The sequence below is a fragment of the Nostoc sp. genome (genome assembly GCF_036917535.1).
In the GTDB taxonomy this organism is placed as follows: domain Bacteria; phylum Cyanobacteriota; class Cyanobacteriia; order Cyanobacteriales; family Nostocaceae; genus Nostoc.
Window position 1 is genome coordinate 69272 of sequence record NZ_JBALDA010000034.1, and the last position, 22000, is coordinate 91271.

19 protein-coding genes and 3 pseudogenes are annotated in these 22000 nt (G+C 41.6%); 13 read left to right on the plus strand and 9 right to left on the minus strand.

Features of this window, described 5'->3' with window-relative positions:
- Positions 1-101: 101 nt before the first annotated feature.
- Positions 102-1136, minus strand: coding sequence for a response regulator (locus tag V7K56_RS10910; protein ID WP_334910271.1), 1035 nt, complete (start codon positions 1134-1136; stop codon positions 102-104).
- Between the two features lie 115 nt (positions 1137-1251).
- Here V7K56_RS10910 and V7K56_RS10915 point away from each other — a divergent pair.
- Positions 1252-1524: pseudogene (locus V7K56_RS10915) on the plus strand (transposase); the annotation flags it as partial.
- 259 nt (positions 1525-1783) lie between these two features.
- On the opposite strand, the gene V7K56_RS10920 reads toward V7K56_RS10915, so the two are convergent.
- Together V7K56_RS10920 and V7K56_RS10925 are read right to left on the minus strand one after the other, a co-directional pair.
- The gene (locus V7K56_RS10920; RefSeq protein ID WP_334910273.1) at positions 1784-1951 is read right to left on the minus strand and encodes a hypothetical protein; all 168 of its coding nucleotides are present in this window, start codon (positions 1949-1951) and stop codon (positions 1784-1786) included.
- Positions 1952-2105: 154 nt separating this feature from the next.
- Positions 2106-2492, minus strand: coding sequence for a hypothetical protein (locus V7K56_RS10925; protein WP_334910275.1), 387 nt, complete (start codon positions 2490-2492; stop codon positions 2106-2108).
- A 141-nt stretch (positions 2493-2633) separates the two neighbouring features.
- Between V7K56_RS10925 and rppA the strand changes: the two genes are divergently transcribed.
- Positions 2634-3314: a two-component system response regulator RppA gene (gene rppA / locus V7K56_RS10930; RefSeq protein WP_334910387.1), complete on the plus strand. Its 681-nt coding sequence runs from the start codon at positions 2634-2636 to the stop codon at positions 3312-3314.
- A gap of 90 nt (positions 3315-3404) precedes the next feature.
- Complete coding sequence (locus tag V7K56_RS10935; protein ID WP_334910277.1) at positions 3405-4685, plus strand: sensor histidine kinase; 1281 nt, start codon at positions 3405-3407, stop codon at positions 4683-4685.
- Positions 4686-4850: 165 nt separating this feature from the next.
- Here the strand turns inward: V7K56_RS10935 and V7K56_RS10940 are convergent, their stop codons facing one another.
- Complete coding sequence (locus V7K56_RS10940; RefSeq protein ID WP_334910279.1) at positions 4851-5285, minus strand: winged helix-turn-helix transcriptional regulator; 435 nt, start codon at positions 5283-5285, stop codon at positions 4851-4853.
- A gap of 223 nt (positions 5286-5508) precedes the next feature.
- Here V7K56_RS10940 and V7K56_RS10945 point away from each other — a divergent pair, with 223 nt between their 5' ends.
- Complete coding sequence (locus V7K56_RS10945; RefSeq protein ID WP_334910281.1) at positions 5509-6381, plus strand: MBL fold metallo-hydrolase; 873 nt, start codon at positions 5509-5511, stop codon at positions 6379-6381.
- A gap of 765 nt (positions 6382-7146) precedes the next feature.
- Here V7K56_RS10945 and V7K56_RS37045 read toward each other — a convergent pair.
- The 3 genes and pseudogenes from V7K56_RS37045 to V7K56_RS10955 form a co-directional block, all read right to left on the minus strand.
- Positions 7147-7263: pseudogene (locus V7K56_RS37045) on the minus strand (IS982 family transposase); the annotation flags it as partial.
- 190 nt (positions 7264-7453) lie between these two features.
- The gene (locus V7K56_RS10950) at positions 7454-8731 is read right to left on the minus strand and encodes an APC family permease (RefSeq protein ID WP_334910283.1); all 1278 of its coding nucleotides are present in this window, start codon (positions 8729-8731) and stop codon (positions 7454-7456) included.
- 138 nt (positions 8732-8869) lie between these two features.
- Positions 8870-9478 (minus strand): EcsC family protein, encoded by a 609-nt coding sequence (locus V7K56_RS10955; RefSeq protein ID WP_334910285.1) that lies wholly within the window; start codon positions 9476-9478, stop codon positions 8870-8872.
- 233 nt (positions 9479-9711) lie between these two features.
- Between V7K56_RS10955 and V7K56_RS10960 the strand changes: the two genes are divergently transcribed.
- From V7K56_RS10960 to V7K56_RS10990, 7 genes and pseudogenes are all read left to right on the plus strand, one after another.
- Positions 9712-10662, plus strand: a complete 951-nt coding sequence (locus V7K56_RS10960; RefSeq protein WP_334910389.1) for an ABC transporter ATP-binding protein — start codon at positions 9712-9714, stop codon at positions 10660-10662.
- Positions 10663-10706: 44 nt separating this feature from the next.
- Positions 10707-12476, plus strand: coding sequence for an ABC transporter permease subunit (locus tag V7K56_RS10965; RefSeq protein WP_334910287.1), 1770 nt, complete (start codon positions 10707-10709; stop codon positions 12474-12476).
- 241 nt (positions 12477-12717) lie between these two features.
- Complete coding sequence (locus V7K56_RS10970) at positions 12718-13200, plus strand: pentapeptide repeat-containing protein (protein ID WP_334910391.1); 483 nt, start codon at positions 12718-12720, stop codon at positions 13198-13200.
- 65 nt (positions 13201-13265) lie between these two features.
- A complete protein-coding gene (purT, locus tag V7K56_RS10975) occupies positions 13266-14429 on the plus strand; it encodes a formate-dependent phosphoribosylglycinamide formyltransferase (protein ID WP_334910289.1) in 1164 nt (387 codons plus the stop codon).
- A gap of 177 nt (positions 14430-14606) precedes the next feature.
- The gene (locus V7K56_RS10980; protein WP_334910291.1) at positions 14607-15617 is read left to right on the plus strand and encodes a helix-turn-helix domain-containing protein; all 1011 of its coding nucleotides are present in this window, start codon (positions 14607-14609) and stop codon (positions 15615-15617) included.
- 109 nt (positions 15618-15726) lie between these two features.
- A complete protein-coding gene (locus V7K56_RS10985; RefSeq protein WP_334910293.1) occupies positions 15727-15951 on the plus strand; it encodes a hypothetical protein in 225 nt (74 codons plus the stop codon).
- A 351-nt stretch (positions 15952-16302) separates the two neighbouring features.
- Positions 16303-16566, plus strand: a pseudogene (locus V7K56_RS10990) (hypothetical protein); the annotation flags it as partial.
- Positions 16567-16589: 23 nt separating this feature from the next.
- On the opposite strand, the gene V7K56_RS10995 reads toward V7K56_RS10990, so the two are convergent.
- Complete coding sequence (locus V7K56_RS10995) at positions 16590-17930, minus strand: serine hydrolase (protein WP_334910294.1); 1341 nt, start codon at positions 17928-17930, stop codon at positions 16590-16592.
- Positions 17931-18455: 525 nt separating this feature from the next.
- Here V7K56_RS10995 and V7K56_RS11000 point away from each other — a divergent pair.
- A complete protein-coding gene (locus tag V7K56_RS11000; RefSeq protein ID WP_334910296.1) occupies positions 18456-18914 on the plus strand; it encodes a hypothetical protein in 459 nt (152 codons plus the stop codon).
- Between the two features lie 725 nt (positions 18915-19639).
- A complete protein-coding gene (locus V7K56_RS11005) occupies positions 19640-20272 on the plus strand; it encodes a DUF1003 domain-containing protein (RefSeq protein ID WP_334910298.1) in 633 nt (210 codons plus the stop codon).
- Between the two features lie 15 nt (positions 20273-20287).
- Here the strand turns inward: V7K56_RS11005 and crtH are convergent, their stop codons facing one another.
- On the minus strand, positions 20288-21790 hold the full coding sequence (gene crtH / locus V7K56_RS11010; RefSeq protein WP_334910300.1) for a carotenoid isomerase: 1503 nt from the start codon (positions 21788-21790) through the stop codon (positions 20288-20290).
- Positions 21791-22000: the final 210 nt, after the last annotated feature.

Consider the following 22000-nt stretch of genomic DNA (forward strand, 5'->3'; position numbering starts at 1 on the left):
TAAGAAAATTCTATACTTTTACTTATTGATATAAAATTCTGCTTTTTCAAAAACTAAAATCTTTTTCTCCCCTGCTCCCTGCTCCCTGCCCCCATGCCTCTTTAACCTCGTCCAGCCAACTGTGCAACCATTGCTATTAACTCCGTTGGTTGAGCAAGTTTATGCAAGTGCGACTGGAAACCTGCTCTTATTGCTTTTGCGCGGTCTTCTGCAAGATAAGCACTCAAGGCAGCAGTGGGAATTTGCCATCCCTTCTCTATTTCTAGTGCCTTAATTTTGCGAATCAAAGCATAGCCATCTTCATCGGGCATTCTGATATCACTAATGATGACATCGGGACGCGATCGCTCCAACTCAGATAGCGCCTCAGTAACAGAGGCAACTGTTGTCACCATCACCCCACATTGCATTAGCACTGCTGTAATCAACTCGCGGGTATCAGCTTCGTCATCTATAAACAGTACGTGTAAGCCATTAAGCTTATGAGGCGTTTTTATAGGTTCGCTGAAGACAGGTTGCTGACTTGCTGCTAATTGCGATCGCTGTACATGCTTGTACTTGGTAATATCATATAAGCATATCTGTAGTAAATTCTGCGTCCCCAAAGTTTCTCGGACAGGCTTCACTAAGAGTAAAGCATCAAAAGCTTGAGCGTTACGCGGACAGATAGTTACTTCCCATTCTTGCACAGACTTTACATTCAACGATTGGTTCAGTTTGTTACGAAAGAATGGACGCTTTTCCCTAGAGACGAAATTAATTAATAATTTGCCAACTAATAAACTGGGCAACATATTTAATAAAGCAGCAGCAACATAGTTGATTTCTTTAATTTTTCCTTGGGCATCTATTACCAAATAAGCATTAGGTGCAAATTTAAACAAATCACGATAAAACTTGCGTTCTTTTATTTTCTTTTCATTTTCTTGTAGCAGTTGTTCCTGAATAATTGCCATTGTTTCTAGATTAGCCTGCATTTGTTCATTGAGTATCTCTAGGTTGCTGATAGAAACGTCAAGAGCTCCTAACTCTGCAATCGCCTGTTGCTGCATTGGTGTCACTTCAATGTATTTATACAGTGTCTCTATCTGCCTTCTAATGTTTTGAAACTCAAATAGCAAATCATCTCTGTTCATGATTAACTTGTCTCTTTACAATACCTTAGCCAAAATAAGAGGATGAAGTTGAGAGGGCTGCTGTAGTAGAGTAATTGTCTTCCCAAACGATAACTCAAAAACTATTGATCAGCCTATGCCCGACATTTTATCACTACTACAGTGTCTGTTACCGCAGATAAACGCTACAAAGATACGTCAATTGAACCAGATAATCTTAGCGATGTTATCTTTTAGGGGCCTTACGATGTTGAGAATTACTCGATAAACAAGGATTGGTGTTAGTTATGGCACTATGTTGAGATTCTTTCATACAGTAATACCTTGGGCAACGTTGTTTTGGCTGTTTTTTCGTAAACATTTATGGCGAGAGAATGATCTGTATTTGCTTGCAGGAGATGAAGTTGTAGTTATACTATTTCTTTGTGAAGCTGCGCCAAATTTTCTCTCTTCCTTTGTGTCCTACCCTGCGGGAAGCCACTTCGTGTCTATGCGCCCTTTGCGGTTCGTTCCTTATATAATTTGGGGCATCTTTATACAGAATTGGTATTAGTAAATCAGGTAAGAAAACTTATAGATTAGATAGATTCTTTTCCAGCCTCGCCGATAAACCCATTCATGGTTTATCTTTCTTTGTATTAATAGTGAGCGTGGAAAGGAGGCAATGATTAATCAGCTTTTATAACTTTTTCAACTATAGTTAATTTCCACCTTACTAGTACGCCACAGCGTAAATAGCGCAGAGTCGAGCCAGTCGCAAGGGAAAGGGTTTCCCGATTTGGGCGAACTGGCGTTGAGCGGCGGTTGCCGCCATTGGCGCAGCCTGCCGCAGGCATCAGACGGCAGTTCCTTTAAGCGGGGAAACCCCGCCAACAGACTGCCTCAACTTTGTAAGACGAGCAACCATTTAAAATCCCTAAAGAGCTTATTCCATAATAATTTTGACTTTTGACTTTTGCCTTGCGGTACTAGCCTGAAATCGGATCAATGTTACTGTGCAAATTCATAGCGCACTAATTTTCTAACATCCTGACGGGGTAGACCTAGTTCTTGGGCAATTGTCGCTTCTATTTGGTTGAATTCTATTGTTTGAAGTTCTAATTCCAATCGCTTCAGGATGGGATCTGCTGTTTCCACTTCAATCTGGGTAATTCTCTTAGTTCGATTAACGGTGGCGTTAATGAGTAACACATTGACTGATATCCGTGCTTCGAGTTGGGTATCTGACTGAAGTTTATTTTCTGTGGAATAGGGTCGGCTTAACTCTTGAGCAGCGAGAAAACTACAGCCAAGCCAAAACACAACCGCTACTAGTGGTAGAGGCAACCAAAACTCTAATCCCAGCCCTTGCAGCCAAAGTTTACTAATACGCCACACCACTACACCTGCTTCTGATTTTGCTAGATCACACTTTATCTATATCCTAATGGGGTAGACAATCCTCTGAAATCTGACTGATGAAAGACGTTGAGATTGCCTCAATGGATTATTCTAAACAAGCACAAGTGTATAAAAGTGATGAAAATCTTACTGGTAGAGGATGATCCAAAGCAATTAATGCCGCTGCAAATGGTTCTCTCTCAGGCTGGACACAGCGTCGATGGTGTCAAGGATGGTGAAACCGCTCAATGGCTTTTAGCTGAAAAAGAATATGATCTGCTGATTTTAGATTGGATGTTACCTCGGATTAGTGGAGTGAGTTTGTGTCAACAGTATCGGGCGGCGGGAAAAACTGCTCCCGTATTAATGATCACGGCAAAAGATACCACACCTGATAAAGTCATCGGCTTAGATGCCGGAGCAGATGATTACTTAGTCAAACCGATTGATATCGTGGAGTTCATGGCGCGGGTGCGGGCATTGAGGAGGCGATCGCCCCTCTGGCAAGGAGACACCCTCTGCTTGGCAGACCTCGAACTTCATCTCGATACACTAATTTTGGAGCGACAAGGAGCGACTGTATCCCTTTCCAGCCAAGAATTTCAGTTGCTAGAGTATTTCATGCGTCATCCCCGGCAAGTCCTGACTCGCAACCAAATTGAACAAGCTGTATGGGAGTGGGGTAGTGAGCCAGAAAGCAATGCAATCACTGTTATAGTTCGTAAACTACGTCAACGTTTGCAAACATTAGCAGCAGCCGATTGGATTGAAACTGTTTATGGTATGGGCTATCGTCTCAACCCTCCACAAACATCTTGAGATTTAATAATGGCTATGCAAAGTAAAAATATAGTGTAGTTTAATTACTTGAAAAGCATTGTAATTATGAATTACGAATTAGCATGAGTTGTGTTTAACCGCAGTCGTCGTAACTTAGCTCGTTGGTTTACCCTTTCAATGGGGTGCATTCTCATTCTCTTTGCTGGAGTCATTTACAATCTTGAGGTAAAAGACAAGCTTAAAGCATTAGATCAACTGCTTTATAAAAGAGCAGAGCTAATGGCAGCCAGTTCGCAATATCGGCTGTATCAAGGACAAAAACAAGTCGATCTGAGTAATATACCGCTATTGGGTAGTGGTTCTCACCCTGCTGATATTGAACTGGTGTATATTCGCTGGTATAACCCCAATGGCAAACTTAAGCGGTTTTTTGGTACTCCACCTCCAGAAGAGTTAGAAATAGCATCTGAGTTTCTCACAATTAAGTCCGTTGACCAGTTTACAGGTAAGACGCTTTGGCTGCGTCAAGTCACGCTACCTGTTCAAGGAGGAAATTCAGTCATCGGTTATCTGCAAGTTGCTATCCCACTGACAGAAACTCAAAACGAGCTTAGAGAATTTCAGTTAATATTGACGCTGGCTGTACCTGTAGCACTGGGGTTAATTGGACTTACAGGTTGGATACTCAGTGGCATAGCTATGCAGCCTGTTCAGCTAGCTTATAATCAACTGCAACGCTTCACATCAGATGCTTCTCATGAGTTGCGATCGCCCTTGTCTGCAATTTTAACCAATGCCCAAGTTGGGTTACTAATGGCAGCAGACCATCCCCAAATCCATCCCTCAATGGAGAACATCATCGATAGCGCCAAGTCGATGAGTACCTTGGTCAATAACCTACTGCTGTTGGCTCGGCATCAGGGAAAATTAACTCCCGAATCTCTCAAAAAGGTAAATCTCAAGAGCTTGCTAGAGAACTTAGCTATTTATTACAATACTGTTGCTGCAAAAGCATCGATCAAGTTGATCAGCCATTTACCAGAACAACCTATTGAGTTGTGGGCTGACCCCGATTTGCTACGCCTAGCTATTGAAAACTTACTTAACAACGCCTGCAATTACACTTTGTCTGGTGGAACTGTCTGGTTACGCTTAGAACCTCACGCAGATCGGGCAGTAATTCAGGTCATCGATACTGGAATTGGAATTCCAGAGGCCGATTTACCTTACATTTTTGATCGCTTTTACCGGGTTGATACAGAACGTGCCAGAGAAAGCGGTGGATTTGGATTAGGATTAGCGATCGCTCAACAAATTGTCCAGGCTCACGGCGGTCATATTCATGTGATCAGCAATGAGGGTAAAGGCTCGACATTCCAGATAAAATTACCGCTTATGAGCCATTCCTAAATCACCTTTAAGAGATGATTCATAATGAAAATCTAAACCAAACAGCTATATTTAACGACCCACTAACAGTAATTCTCAATAAACTAGTCACCTGTAAAAAATGTGCTGCAATGTAGTATAAAGTATAAAAATTTATTACGCTCCCTCCTATGTATGAGCGGTAGTTCAGCAAGACTTTCCTTCCACTTGATTGGGTAAGTTATTTGAGCTATTCGGAGTCTGTGTTCCAGAAATGTTCTTCAACCCCCATTTTGCAAGTGCTTTCAGCACGGGTTCAAGATCGCGGCCGCGCTCGGTCAGAGTGTATTGCATCCGTCGGCGATGGGAGCTGTAAGGCTGCTTCTCAATCAAACCGAGTTGTTCTAAGCGGTTCAATCGCTCCGATAGAACGTTGGTTGAGATTTTTTCGGGGGATTGTAAGAACTCTTCAAACTTCTGTTTGCCAAAGAACAGCATGTCGCGGAGCACAAGCAGTGTCCAGCGATCTCCAATCACGTCCAGAGTACAAGCAATCGGGCAAGATGAGCGTCTGATTTGCATAAGAATTTTAAGCCACTCTAATTTAACTTGCAATTTACCAGTTAGATCAAGTATAATCAAATTAACTTTTAGATTGCAAGTTAAAATCTAGATTGGTGAACAACTTTGACGTGATTTTGCTACCAGCCTTTGAAACATCTCAGATGTCAAATAAGGCGAAGCGGCGAATTAGGTCAAAATCAGTCAGGCAAATGTTAACACTTGGACACTATAAGTTCAAGCAGTTTCTCAAGCACAAGCAACAACTTAAAGCGCGGCTTGTCCGCAAGAAAAGGACCGAATAATGAGTGATTCCATCATAACGAGTGTTAGCGAAGCAGAACCGGCAGGTCAGGCTCTCAAGATCAGTGTTTACGCTAGTCCGACCAGGTCCATAAATGGCGGGACGTTCTCGCCCACCACCTCTATACTCATCTCTGGAAGCACGGACGCGATTCTTGTTGACGCGCAGGCCATCAAGCAGGATGTGGACGCGCTGTCCGAGATGATTGAACGTACGGGTCTCAAGCTGACGACCATCTTTATAACGCACGGACACCCTGATCACTACTTCGGAGCGGCGCAACTCGCAAAGCGTTTTCCCGGTCTTCAGGTCGTCGCAGCCCCGGGCGTTGTCGAATACATCAACAAGAATCTGGAACAGAACATGAAGACGTGGGCAGAGTGGTTCGGCGACGATGTCGTCAGCCCCGATCTCCTCCCGACCGCGCTCAAGACGGACTCGATCCCGCTTGAGGGGAGAGATCTGCGCGTGATCCAGATCGGGCAAGGCGACATCGCTCCAAGCACCATTCTCCAAATTCCCGAACTCGACGCGTTGATCGTCGGGGACATCGCCTACAACAAGATCCACCTGATGCTCGCGCTTGGCGGGCCGAAGGAATGGAGCAACTGGATCGCGAGTGTCGATGAGCTCGAACGGCTGAAGCCCCGCGTTGTCGTCGTCGGTCATAAGAAGCCTGGAGCGTCGGACGATGACGTCGCCACGATTCTAGGCGGCACGCGATCCTATATCCGCGATTTCGGGGAGGCGGTTAAAACATCCGATTCAGCCGATGCGGTCGTGGAGATCATGAAGGCCAAATATCCTGACTACGGCAATCCCTGGACGCTTGAGTTCTCTGCAAAAGCGGCCATGAAGCAAAAAGCGGCTTAGAAGCCTGCTGCCCCATTCCTGGTCGCTCGGCCGCGGTGAAATAGGCAGACAGGCGTCGTCAGATCAACATGCTTTCCGACACTCCACGACACCGCAGCGTGGCAGCAATTCGAGGGCGCGCGCAGCGGCCTTGCCAAGGCTGTGACACAGAGCGGCCTTCCCGCTGAACGCTACAAGCACGCATCAGCCTAACCGTACACCCTCCAAACCTCAAACCATCAGGAGAAAACCATGCCCCTCTGGCTTCAAGCCGCCCTTGCCGAATACCCCAGCGGAAACTCGGTGGCGGTCTGAGAATCGGCCATCGGCTTATGAGACCTAAGAACACACTACCTGCTGGCGAGGCTATTTTGAGGGGGCTGATCTACCCCTGAATAAGCGGTACAGTTGGGCAGAATATTGGGGACAGGGCGATAGCTTTGGCTATTTTGATGTTAGCTCTGGTCGGTTTTCGTTCTATGCTTTTGCAAATACATCTGCAGGTAGCACGGACGAAGCAGCAGGCGGTGCATTGAATATATTGCGATCGCGCTTTTCTTCCTATGCCAACCCAGTGCTAGCGATTCTTGAAGCGCTGATTAATACCAATTCTATGTGAGGCTGCACATTATGCCAAGAGGCTAGAAGCCTGGGGCTACATGAATAAAGCTCCGATCACCCTTGGCGTCTTTGAGAGTGAGAAGTTCACGCTTGTTAGGAAACCCGCCTGATAGCGCATCCGCGCCACGCTGCGCTATCAGGACTTCTCTGTGCCGAAGCCAGGCTAATGAGGCGCAGCTTCATACAGAAACGGTATAAGTTAGGAAAAGCTCCACGCCAGCTTTGTAGCACATGCAATGTGTAGAACTCCTTGAAAGTCTTATAACCACTACCATGAAACGCATTCGCCCTTGGCGTAGGCGTTCGCGCAGCGTCTCGTAGAGAAGCCCGCTGCAGGCATCGCTTTTTACTGCCCAGTTTCTCGCGCTTTATATCTAACAGGCTTTTTGGCTTTTTCTAACCGTCGAACTCACATTGAATTAATGCAAACGTGGACTATTACAAATACATCCTAGAGTTGAGATAAGCTTCTTCAAAGGTGTAGCCGTCGATTGTTTGACAGATAATAGATTACTTCAATGCCTATAGCTACTCCTATCATCAATATTAAAACCCAGACAGTTTGTGGATCTGTTTGCAAAGCAAACCAAATTAACATTCCTAGTGCCACTAAACATATTCCAGCACCTAGAAGTGAAATCCACTGCTTGCTTTTCGTATAACGATGCATACGAGCATTAGCTAAATTAACCGCAGCAAATATCAAGAGAAACCCAGCACTACCCATCGTTGAGATCCGATTTACATCAAAAAAATTAGCGATGAGTAAAGTAATACCACTAGTAATAAATAAGCCAATTGAAGATTGATCTATACTATTTATTTGGCTGCCAAAGTCAAACCCTCTAGATTTAGCAATCACAGAGCTAAAACGAGCTGAACCGTAGAGTGTTGCGTTACTAGCTGAGATAGTTGAGAAAAGAGCAGCAATAGTAATCAAAACAGATCCAAATTGTCCCATAATTGGTTTAGCAACTTCAACCAAAGCATAGTCTTTTGCTGCCAAAATCTGTTCTATTGGTTCTGCTCCCAATGTAACCAGTGCTATTAAAACGTAAAGCAAAATAACGAACCCGATTACAGAGTAATAAACTCGTGGCAAAGTATGCTTGGGATTGACAAGATCCTCTGCTGCATTGGCGATTAGCTCAAAGCCTTCATAAGACAAGAAGATTACCATTGCTCCGGCGAAAATTGACCGTAGCGACGATAATGAGACTGGTTGTAGACAGGAAATGTCGATATGACTACTTCCCATAATAATGAACAGTATCAAAATTCCCAATTTGAAGCTGACAATCCAGATTTGAGATTTACCAACATGATTGGCAGTTAGTAGATTTAATCCAGTTGTCCCTAAAATTGCCAAGCTAATCAGTAAATGCTTCCAAATAGGTTGAGTAGACTCTGTAAACAGGCTAACTCCATAACTACCAAAAGCCTGCAAGTAAAAGGAAAGCATGACTACATAGCTAAACCATAGTAGAAGATTCAGTGTCCCACTAAACAGCCCTGAACCAAAAGCCTGGTTTAAAAAGGTTACTGTCCCGCCTCGACATGGATGAGCTACTGAAAGTTTTGCATAAGCATAAGTAGTTATCAAAGCTATTGTGCCAGCGATCGCAAATGCTAGTGGTGCGCCTGCATCAGCTATTTGAATTACAACTCCCAGCGCTGGAAAAAGTCCACCGACAATGCCTCCGACACCCAATGCCCACACAGACCAAAAACCGATTTTTTTGCTTGACACCTGTAACCTCTTTAGGAATAGATAGTCTTATAATCGTTGACTAGTAGGCATATAATCAAGCTGAGATTAAGCGGGTGGGAATATAGCGGTTTTCGATCATAAGTAGGTAAGGCATACGTTCTACCTACTTTTGCTAAGTTATGACCTATTCCAAGCTTTGATGAAGGCAATTACTGAATGTCCACAAGCATTCATCATTACACCATTTACTGTACCACCGACCGCAGACCCTATAAAAGGTATTATTTTTGCTACGTTCACTAAAGTTTTTTCGCCTGCTTTGGAGATTAACTTAATTCCCAAAGCTTTGTTTATCTCAGCAAAAGTTTTACCAGGGATAGACATTAAAGCTTTTTGAATAGCTTGTGATGCTGCCTTAGTTCCTAATTCGTTAGCCAGTTCAGATACACTCACTCCAGCCGCAGCAGCTAAAACTAGTAGTCGTGAAGATTCGCTTCTTACATCAATGCTATAAAGGGCAAAAAGAGCGGATGCTAATTTTACATTGGAATACAAAGTAATCGCAATATCAGTGGGTATTCCGGCTAGTCCTACAAGTCCGCTTAAAATACCGTTGCCTACTGACCAAACGGTTGACTCTAATATCATCAGGTTTGCAATGTTATCTCTATTACCTACCCAATAAAAATTGTTGGCAAAACTTAGTCCCCATTGCCTACCATCTTCAATAGCATAAGCAATAGTTTGCCCGATAACAGGCATATTTATAATCGATTCAAAATCCATACAGCTTTTACCTAATTAACTGAGAAGACCTAGAGATTTCTAGTTTTAGTATTCCCAGTAGTAGCCAAATAGTTATTGGTATTATTTGAAACTTTACTGAAGATAGTAGTAAATAATACCCATGACTTAAAGCAGCTTTACATAAAACCAGTTTCAATTTCCGAAACCAGCCTGACAGAAGTTGTAGAAAAAGGTTAGGTTATGTGTTAATCACAAGCCGCACCCCAGCAGCGATGGTAAAAGAATTAGCAATTTGCACCCGTGGACTAACTAAGCAATTTGATCGGCACGTTGCTGTCAATAATGTGGATTTAGAAATCGAGGTGGGTGAAGTATATGGATTGATTGGGCCGAATGGCGCAGGTAAAACAACTCTCATCCGCATGTTGGCAACTGCTGAGGAACCAACTACGGGTGAGATTTATATTAATGGCGATCGCCTACTCCGTGACAAGAGTAATCCCAAACTCAAGCGTCGTCTAGGCTACTTACCCGATGACTACCCGCTGTATGAGGATTTGACAGTCTGGGACTACCTAGATTATTTTGCGCGTCTGTATCGTTTGCGAGAACCACGCCGCACTCAACGCCTGCATGAAGTTTTAGAACTAATCCAACTTGGTAATAAACGCAATAGTCAAATTTCTACTCTGTCACGCGGGATGAAACAGCGCTTAAGTTTAGCGCGAACCATTATCCACGAACCGATTTTACTCCTACTAGATGAGCCTGTTTCTGGACTTGACCCCATTGCCAGGATGCACTTTCGCGAAATCATCAAGGCTTTGCAAGAAGCTGGGATGACTGTAATTATTTCCTCTCATGTTCTCAGCGATTTAGCGGAACTGTGTACATCTGTAGGAATTATGGAACTTGGCTTCTTGGTAGAAAGTACTTCCCTACAGCAACTTTATCAACGTCTAGCCCATCAGCAAATTGTGATATCAACTCTGGGGAACCTAGAGGTACTTTTAAGGGAACTAAAACATCATCCTTTAGTAGAAGAGTGGGAGGTAATACCAGGAAAAAATAGCGTCCGGGTGAATTTTTCGGGCAAAGAGGAAGATAATGCTGAGTTGTTGCGATCGCTTATCAAAGTAGGCATTCCTCTGACTGATTTTCACTGTATGCAAGAAGACTTAGAAAGTATTTTCTTAAAATTAGGTCACAAACAAGCATCTTGATACGTCAGTAAATATCACTCCCCATTTTTGGAGATTTTTTTCCTATGATGCTCAATTTAATAGACAAAATCGGCGATTGGAATCCGCAACTATTGCGGGAACTCAAAGGACGCTTGAAGTTTTTTAATGTTGCGATCGCATTTGCAACTTCACTACTACTGCAATTAGTAGTTTTTTTATATCAGTTACGCGAATTTCCTGGAGATAGATACTCGCTAACTGCTACATACTGTAATCTGCGTCAAGTATATCAACAGCAACAAAACCGACTTTACCAGCAATCAAATCAATCTATAATTGATGAATTCAATAATTTCCTATCAAATAATTTTTGTCCACAAAATGAAATTAATTGGCAGTTGTGGTGGCGAGACCATTGGGAATATATATTTCTCTCTTTTACTGTAATTTTTGGATTTACACTATTAGTTGCAGGAACTTATTTACTAATCAACGATTTAGCCAAAGAAGAAACTCGCGGTACACTGAATTTTATCCGTCTTAGTCCCCAGTCAGAAACAAGCATATTGACTGGTAAGTTGCTAGGAGTTCCAAGTTTAATTTATCTGGCTGTTCTAGTAGCAGTTCCTTTACATTTATGGGCCGGACTTTCTGCCCAAATTGCCTTTAGCTACATTTTGAGTTATTACGCAATTCTTATTGCTAGCTGTATTTTCTTCTACAGCGCTGCACTACTATTTGGCTTAGTTAGTCGCTGGTTTAGTGGTTTTCAACCTTGGTTAGGTAGTGGTGCAGTTTTCCTTTTCTTGTTGATAACTTTTCAGATAACATCATCAGATCATTCAGGCACTTCGTATAATTCAACGGCTTGGTTGAGGCTGTTTGCTCCTTGGGATGTAACAAATTATCTATTTGCTAACTTATTTCATCTAAACAAAGGTTCTAACTTGAAAAACTTGCAGTTTTTCTATTTACCATTAGGGAGAGGTTTTGTTAGTGTTGTTGGCTTCCATTTATTAAACTTTGGATTGTGCAGTTACGGTATTTTGCAAGCTCTTAAACGTTGCTTCCGTAATCCTCAAGCCTCAATAATTAGTAAAAAGCAAAGTTATTTACTAGTAGCTTTTTGCCAATTGATAACATGGGGATTTGCTCTACAAAATGGAAATAATAATAACACATGGGATGAACAGGTTGCGGGAAATTTCGTTTTGCTGGTAGTGTACAACTTGGTGTTGATTTTAAGTTTAATTGCAGTTCTTTCCCCTCATCGTCAAGATGTACAAGATTGGGCAAGATATCGACATCAGGGAGTTTCTAACTATAAGAGTGTTTGGCAGGATCTAATTTGGTCTGAAAAAAGCCCTGCACTTGTGGCGATCGCTATTAATTTGACAATTGCCGCTATTCCCTGGTTAGTTTGGCTTGTACTTACATCTGTTGTTGATGCAAACAATGGCCGAACTGAGATTGTTAACGAGATTGACAGGTTTAAAGTACTTTTAACTATAGCTTTGTCTATCAGCTTAATGATGATTTACGCTACCATCGCCCAATTGATACTTTTGCTGAAAACTCCTAAGCGTTTTTTCTGGGCAATTGGGACTTTAGGTACTGTAATGTTTTTGCCACCGATGATTCTAGAATTTATTGGTATCTCGTCATGGAAATATTCTACCGTATGGATGTTTACAACTTTTCCTTGGACAGCTGTAGAATACGCTGGGGTAACAACAGTTTTTATGGCACTCTTAGCTGATTTGAGTGTTCTAGCATTGTTGAACTTCCAGTTGATAAGGCAGGTAAGATTAGCAGGCGAATCTGCTACGAAAGCATTGTTGGCAGGACGTTAGGTAATACTAATTCGCAATTGAGAAATTTAGATGCAGCAGCAAGGCTTTCTTGGCTTACATCTGTTGCCTTATTGTTAGAGAATTGGTATAAGTAGTTATCGATATTTAGCTCCACGACTTTTTAAAGAAGTCGGGGAGCTTGTTTTTCACAAATGATTTAGGACTGCTATATTATTTATTATTTGCCTACATCGGCTGTGAAATTTTTAATCAGCACAAGTATCACAACAATCTGAAAATAATGTTAAATATCCCTACTCAAGACTTGCGCTACACAGCTATCCAGTTTTTAGAACAAAGTCCATCACAGCGTCTGCAAATTCTCAAGCAACTGGGCATAGCTCGTTATGATTTTTTAACCAAAATACAACTAAATGAAGCAAATATCATTTGTATAATGAGGTTTTTTAAACATCCCAATCAGCTAAAGTTTCCTAATCTTATAGGAACAGATTTATCTGGTTTAATTTTAGATAGTGTCAATTTCATCCGAGGAAATTTGTCAGAAGCAAATCTACAAGGTAGTAGTTTAGTAAATGCGGACCTCTTGTTTGTAAATTTTACGAAAGCCGACTTGAGAAATGCAAATTTACGAGGTGCAACTCTGAACGAAACTATTTGGTTAGAGACTTTAGTAGATAATTGTCAGCTTGGCGTAGGTATTGGTTTAAATCATCTACAATGTCAAGATTTACAACTACGCAAAGCGATATTTAATTCTTAAGAAGTTAGTAATGAAAACACAAAAAATTATAAGATGATTGAATTGATATTGACCTGGATAAGTTAATGAGTATTAAGTTGCCCCAAAGATTGATGTTGCTGGGTTCAGGAGAACTGGGCAAAGAATTTGCGATCGCTGCTCAACGTCTTGGTAATTATGTGATTGCCGTTGACCGCTATGCCAATGCTCCGGCGATGCAGGTTGCTGATGCTTATGAAGTTATTTCTATGCTCAGTGCTGATGATTTAGAAGCTGTAGTAACAAGACATCAGCCAGATATTATTATACCAGAAATTGAAGCAATTAGAACAGAAAAACTGAGCGAATTTGAACAGCGAGGAATTACAGTTATTCCGACTGCGGCTGCCACTAACTACACAATGAATCGCGACAGAATTCGGGAACTGGCACATCAAGAATTGGGTATCAGAACGGCTAAATATGGTTATGCAACAACTTTAGAAGAATTGATTGCAGTTTCGGATAAAATTGGCTTTCCCAATGTTGTTAAACCTGTGATGTCATCATCAGGGAAAGGTCAATCTGTAGTGCAGGATAAGACTGAGGTTGAGAAAGCTTGGAATTATGCGATCGCTAATTCTAGAGGTGACAGTCAAAAGGTCATTATCGAAGAATTTATTAACTTTGAAATTGAGATAACTTTACTAACAATTAAACAGTGGAATGCACCGACAATTTTCTGTTCTCCTATTGGTCATCGCCAAGAAAGAGGCGATTATCAAGAATCGTGGCAACCCGCACTAATTTCTGAAGATAAGATATTAAAATCTCAAGAAATAGCCATAAAAGTCACTAATGCTTTAGGAGGAGCCGGAATTTTTGGTGTTGAATTTTTCATTACCAAAGATGAAGTGATTTTTTCCGAACTTTCTCCCAGACCGCATGATACAGGAATGGTGACATTAATCTCACAAAATCTCAATGAATTTGAACTACATCTACGAGCTATTTTAGACTTGCCAATTCCTCATATAGAACAGCTAGGAGCATCAGCCAGTGCCGTAATTTTAGCCTCAGAAAAATCTGATTCTATTGCTTTTAATGGTGTAGCCGATGCTTTGTCAGAAAAAGATGTAGATATTAGATTATTTGGTAAACCTAATGCTCATCCATATCGGCGAATGGGTGTAGCTTTGGCGAAGGGTGTGAATATTCAAGAGGCTAGGGAAAAGGCTACTAGAGCAGCCAGTAAAATTAAATTGGTCTAATTAGTTGCACTATAGGAGTTCTCAGTAGGGTGCAATGTGAAACGACTTATTTTTACATGAGTTTTTTGTAGATACCGATACATTGAGTTGTGCTGTTGTCAATAGTTGGGGATAAATCGTAGTAAAATTCTTGAAATTAATTAGTATTAATTTCTGAGCATTTACCAGTCGGTAACTATGACCATTACTCCAACACCAGAATGGGATGAATGGTGGGTAGAAGCTGCCAAAAACAGCCTGCAAAATCCATCAGAGCCATTTGAATTTTATTGTCAAGTACCCAAGCAACTGGGCAAAGGATATGTGCGAGATATCGAGGTGTATCCCCAAGTGTGGCTGGGGATTGATAACCACGAATACTACGATGATGTACTGTTCCAAGACTGCGACTGTGATCACCCTTTGCAATTTGCTGTTTGCCTTTCGGGAACAGCTAGAGATGGATTTGGAGGGCAAATAGGAGAAGGATACACACTCATCTCTGGTGGCGGCATTCAACCAAAGATGACTTTTTGGCATTCGCAATCAGAAGTGAGTGTTGGCATAGTTATGCCCCCTGAATTGTTGGCAACCTTTTTCCCGACAGTCGATGGAGAAATTCCTCCGCAGTTGTGCTTTTTGGCAAAGGGTAACGATTGGCAAACATTGCTCTACCCAAAAACCACAATCGCAATCCAGACAGTAGCACAGCAAATAGTTAACTGTCCTTACCAGGGGATAACGAAACGTCTGTATTTACAGGGAAAGGTGCTAGAGTTGATGGCGTTGCAACTTGCCCCCTTTTTAGCCGAACAAACTGGAGTGCAACCATCAACAAGATTAAGAAATACAACGAGCGCTTGCATTTATCATGCTAGAGAAATTTTGCTCTCTCATCTGGAAAACCCCCCATCGATACTAGAATTGGCGCAAATGGTAGGAGTAAGCGATCGTACTCTCCTACGTGGTTTTAGAGAATTATTTGGCACAACGGTATTTGGTTATTTGGTGAATAAACGTATGGAGCTAGCAGAGCAATGGTTACGACAGGGTGATGCCTGTGATAATCAATACCAACGCACTGTAGCAGAAGTTGCAATTTCACTTGGCTACTCAAATCCTGCTCATTTTGCTACTGCATTTAAACGCAAATTTGGCATTACACCCAGCGAGTGTTTATTGGGCAAAAAGTCGGTTTTGCGAAGATAAGGCGGTTTTTGGGTAGACACGAAAGCGAGAGTTTTCATATAATACATTCCGGCTTTATCAAGAACTCTTGTCATTAAATCAAGAGTTAATTATTGGAGTGTGAGGAATAATGAGAACTCAGGGGTTGCCGTCCAGTATTTGCCTATGGTTGGTGATGAGTTTTCTGCCAATATTTATAACACAACTTGTACGGGCACAAATCAACCAAAATGAGCTAACAGCCATTTCTAGTGGGGAAAGTTTCAAAGCGACTGCCGATTCCTCTACTACTAATAAAAGAATTAGGCGACTAAGTGAGATAGAACGCCCAGCCATCAATGCTAGCGGGACTTAAACATTTTTGAGGAATAAATAAACCTCAAACCCTTGCGGGGTAAGGGAAATACACCAAATGTCCGAAAACGCCTGAAACCCAGATATATTAACAAACCAAGCAAAACAATGTCAAAACCCTTTGAGATATACGTTTGAGGTCATTTTATCGGTTTTTTTTGCCTAAGTCCCATTAATAAATATCTGCAATAAGCCTTGGAATCAAAATTGTGTGGGGAGTGGCATGAAAAATCGGCAGTTTAATATCTATTTATGGCTAGCACCAACTTTGGTGGCGATGATCGGCACTCTAGTAACTCAACCTGCATGAGGACAGGTAAAATCTGAGAATAATACTCAAAAAACCTTCCTTTTGCAAGAGGGTGATGGGAATCGAAAAATCCGACAACTCAGGGAGCTAGAAATCCCCCTCACCAACGCTCAATATTTACTAGTGCAATCGCCCACGTCGCAAACCGCACCAGCGCCAACAATTCAAATCACGTCTGTGAAAGCTAATTCCACCGATAAAGGTGTGGAGGTAATTTTAGAGACACCTCTTGGACAACAACTGTAAATCACAAATCGCAGCACAGGTAATAATTTTATTGCAGATGTTTCTGGCGGGCAATTGCGTTCTTTGCTGTCAATAACCCTCTCCTATCTTGTAGTATTATTAGGCGAATCAACCGAAGCAACTGGGTTGAGCTGATTCAGGTAATTGTAAACTAGTTGGGAAACTTGACGAATAAAGTCTCTCCCCCTGGTGTCCTTATAGGGACGGGTAACGAAGATGGCAGCCAAATAGCGCTTACTATTAGGCATAGTAATAAATCCAGCGTCGCCAATGAGAAAGCCGATATCTCCGGTTTTGTTGGCGATGACTGCACCTTTTCCTAAACCGGCGGGAAGCAGTGTGTGAATTGTGGTGTGACGCAGAATATCTAAGACCTGCTCTTGACTCTGTGAGGAAACTAACTTGTTATTGACTAACAAAGCTAGCACCCGTGTCATGTCTTGAGAACTTGTGGTGTTAGTTCCTCTCAAGTCAGCCAAAAGATGGCGAATTACTGTGTCTTTCAGTCCCCAAGTACGGAAACGCTGATTTAGTTTCACCGCCCCACCTAAGCGATCAATAATCATGTTGGTGGCGGTATTATCGCTAATGGTAATCATCTTAGTGACGGTTTCCAAAGCTGTATATTTCTTCCCAACGTGCTCATATTGCATCGTTCCAGAACCATTGGTCACTAAGTCACGCCGCATGGTCAGTTTTTCCTGAAGCGTGACTTTACCAGCATCTAAATCCTGAAAAAAGGCGATGAGTATTGGTAGTTTGATTGTACTAGCAGCGGGGAAAACGCGATCGCCTCCAATATCCAAATAATCCCCAGTATCCAAATCCAAGAAAAACATTCCTGTTTTCAGAAAACTGTAGCGACTCATCAAGGCTTTAATTTGAGGTTCCAGCACTTTCATCGGTGAATGCATCGGAACCACGCCAGCAAAGAGAGTGCTATTATCATTCACTCTTGGAGAAATACTCGGAGTTATCTCTAAATATTGCGGCTGGGTTGCAGTCAATCGTATTGGTTTGGGTAACTGCACAGACCAATGATTGGGAGATTTTTCTTGCAGTTGTACCTGTGCTAAATCAAAGGTGTAACCGGATGCTAAAGTAACTACCATACGGGTAGTCTCTGCATTAAACTGCTCAATGCGAATGTCTTTAATTACTAACCCCACTCTTTGACTAGTCTGTGGATATCCTAATGTAACTCCAGACAAATCAATTACCAGACGAGTAGGGTTGGTAAGTAGTTGTACTTGCGGTTGAACATTCTCATCTGTGGTGAAGTCCAGATGATTACGATTGCTATCAAAATGCCAATTTGCGATCGCAGCATTAGCTTTGAGAGTGGAGCCAAACAGTAGCAAGCTTAAAAGGCTGGGTAGAAACCAGCTAAATTTTACAATATTTTCTTTGTGTGTGAGTAACATCAGCGATCGCTTTGTGTGTGAGGAAGATTCTTAAAAACAAAAACCGCCCACCATTAAAGCACAATTATGAAAAATTTTGTAAATTGCGGTGAAAAGGCACGGTAAAGAACCAACCGAATCGATTTTAAGCGTGGCGTAACCTACTGCATACACGCACAAATGCATTTGCGTATCGCGGCTGATGACTGTTTCTCCGGTGCGAGTTGCAATCCCACAATTGCCTCACTGAAAGCTTTTATTGCGAAATCCAGATTAGATATTCGATAGGAATGCCACATAAAAAATGAGTATTATCCTGACATAACATTGACATCATAATGACATATCTAAAAAATATACAATCAACTATACTTTTAAAAAGTCACCATAATTTCTGTTTAGTAACAAGACTACTCACAAATTTAATATTACTTAATTTAGTGTTAACCAAGCAAGTACTATTGCAGAGTTTTTGGTTGCATAAGATATCTCAAATCAGTTATGACCTAATTAGGTAGCTAACTCAAAAATTAATGTGAGGTGAAAGTGAAAGTTTTTAACATACATAAAATTAGTCTAGCTTCAGTATTGTTAGCTACACCATTATACATTTTGCCTCTAAGAATACTTGCTCAAACTCCAAATCCCAAACAGCCAGCAATTATTATTAATAGTGGCTCTACAAATACCTGCAAATATAGAATTCGCCTATTGCCATCTGGAAAAGCAACCTACACCGTTTGCGACAAAACAGGCGAAGGTCAAGTAAAATTGGAGATAGCAACTAAATTTTTTAATGATATTTTAGCAGCGAAACCATTGTCAAAATTATCATATAAACCGTGTGTAAAATCTGTTTCGTTCGGTACGTTAGCTCAAGTCAGTTATCAAGGGCAAAAATCTCAAGATATTAGCTGTCCAAGTAATGATTCGAGAGTGACAAATCTGTATAATGACACTAAAAGTATTCAAAAAGAGTTGAACTTCTCAACTTCCAAAAATTAACTGTATACGTTTAGCTTGCAATCTCAATTAAAATCCTATCTAAGCTCAAATTTATCCAAAATTAAGAATTCAGTTTTTGTATTAATCAAAAATCTGGCTTTTTTGCAAATGCTTTTTCTACGTCACAGATTATTGATGAATTTCAAGAAGTAAGAATACTATTCCACAAGGTTTCAGCATCGACTTTTGGTCCAGAATATAAATCCGTTGGTTAAAAATATAAGTCCGTTGGTTCAGAATACAAGTCCGTAGCGATGTCTACGACAGGCTACGCCTAAGCATTCGTAAAGCCACCATCATCCGGTTAAAATCGATAATACTCTGAGACAACCAAATATGCTTATGCACATAATAGACAATTTTTACAGTGCGTAAGTCCTAAATCGACAGCCTCTGGTGACTTAATCCCTTTAATCATTTGGAGTGTTTCCTTCAAATTAGCGATGTCTGCAACAAGCCGCTAATAGCGTCTATATTTCCTGTATATTAATCCCAACAGCGTTGACTGGAATTGGATTTGGGCATTAAGGCGTTTGATCTCAATACAATAACAAGAAACTTGATGCTATGATTCTGTTTCAAAATCTCTGCTTAATTTGACAACAATCACAATCTATCAATATCTGTCTGTAGGTACTTTCATCCGTTTATTTACCTAAAAGTATAGATTTATATCAAAACTTGAGTTATTAAATTAGAGAAATAACTGGTATAAAAAACTGTCCATGTCCTCCCAAGATAAACCAAATCCAGAAGATTCACCGCAAGTATCATCTTCAGCACCTTGCCAAACCATTTTACCCACTGCTCCATTACCGGAAGAGATTAGTCAAAATATCGAAACTATTATTGCACTGCACAGACGTTATGAAAAAGACATACCTCAACATCAACGGGTTGTAGAAACAGTAACAGCCTTTTTTGGTCGTCCGGCATTCCTGTATAGCATCCTATTAGGAATTGTTCTGTGGGTAACACCCAATGTTTTACCACGACGTTTGGGCATATCAAGATTCGACCCCCCACCATTTTCTTGGCTACAATTTTCACTGACCGCAGGTTCCCTGTTAGTAACAACAGGGGTGTTGATTAAACAAGAGCGTCAGGAAAAATTAGCAGAGCAAAGGGCGCAACTTAGCCTTCAGCTTAACCTGCTCTCTGAGCAGAAAATTGCGAAACTTATCGCCTTAGTTGAGGAATTACGCGAAGATATTCCCAATGTTAAAAATCGCTCTGATCAGCAGGCCCAAATAATGAAAGAAGCTGTTGATCCACAAGCGATTATAGATGCATTAGAAGAGACTTTAGCATCAGAGTTAGCTAATTTTCAAAACCAGAAAATACCAGATAAGGAGTAATATCATGTTCGGTAATTAAAATCCTAAATCTACGGCAATGCGGTGGGCGCAAGCAAACCCAGAAAAAGCGACTGCATTCAACCCTTGACCAGGGAAGGTACTATCCCCAACACAATAAAGTCCTGAAATAGCTGTGCGATTAAAGGGCATATTCAATAACCCCCACAACTTACGTCGGGGAATTGGCCCATAAGTGCCATCCTCACGACCCAAAAAGCGGCGATGGGTGCGTGGTGTCCCCACTTCTAAATAATCCAATCCGGCATCTAAACCGGGAAAAAGCTTCTCTAGGCGGTCAATAATTCGCCAAGCTGCCTTTTCTTTATTCGCTTCGTATTCATTGGGAGAAAGTTCTTGCCAATCATTAATCCAGTGAGGCGTGAAGGCATGAATGATATGATATCCATTTGGTGCTAAATCTGGATCAAGCAATGTGGGAATCGAAATAAACACCGTGCCTTCTGCTGTTGTCATCTTTTCCCAATCTTCCAGCAAAATATGGTGACACTCTGTCCCCACAGGTAAAACTGACTCCTTTACCCCAATGTGCAAACTCAAAAAGCTTGGAGATTTTTGATAGATTTGTTGCCATTTTTTCTCATTATATGGCATTTCTTCTACTGATAGTAATTGTGTAAATGTATCCCACCGTGTAGCATTAGAAACTATGCGTTTACCCCGATATACTTTACCATTTGCCAGTTGCACACCTACGGCTTTTCCCTGTTCTGTGAGAATTTTTGTGACTTTAGCTTGGTATTGAATCTTACCTCCAGCCTTCTCTAGACCTTGCACCAGTTTTTGGGCAATTTGTCCCACCCCGCCTTTAGGATAGTTAACTCCACCATAATGTCTGTCAGAAAAGACCATTCCAGCATTAATCATTGGTGTCATGTCTGATGGAACCACCGACCAGCAATAACATTCCATATCGATAAATTTCAATAATTGCGGGTCTTTGATGTAACGCCGCGCCACATCCCCGGCATTTTGGGGCAGATACTTAGCTAAACCGAGACACGCCAAAGGATGCTGGAAAAATACGCGCAGTAAATACCGAGGTTCTTCCAACGACAGCAAATCCATGCTGTTGAGACACTTAAATACTTTTTGGCATTCGTCATAAAAGCGACGAATCCCTTGTTCTTCATGGCAAAAATGAGCAATAAGATTTTGCAAAAATTTCTCATAAACCCGGTCAACCTTCAGGTCTAAACCTTGGGGTAGATGATAGTGAATCTGTACCGGATCTGCGATCGCTTCTAGGCTGACATTTACCGCTGATAATGCACGGGTGAGTAAGTTGGTTGTACCGTTCTGTCCCAGCCCAAAAATCATTGATGCGCCAACATCGAATTGATAGCCTTGGCGTTCAAAATAACCAGCACTACCACCTGGAATCAAATAACGTTCCAGTACCAGCACTTTCGCTCCCTTCGCCGCTAACTGGGTCGCTGTTACTAATCCGCCAATCCCAGACCCAATCACGATTGCATCAATATCTTGCATTTTGGTCATTAGTCCTCTCTTACAAAGTTCTGAGCGCCGGAAGCCGGCGCTCAGACTTTGCGCTTTGTCATTAGTTATTCTCCCCCATGCCCAATGCCCAGTGTCCAATCCCCAATCAAAAAAAAGAGGGACGAGCCTGCTACTGCTGGCTAATCCCGTCTGCCGATCCTTAAAAGAGAGGAGAACACTGTATAAGAATATAGCCTTGATTGAGAATTA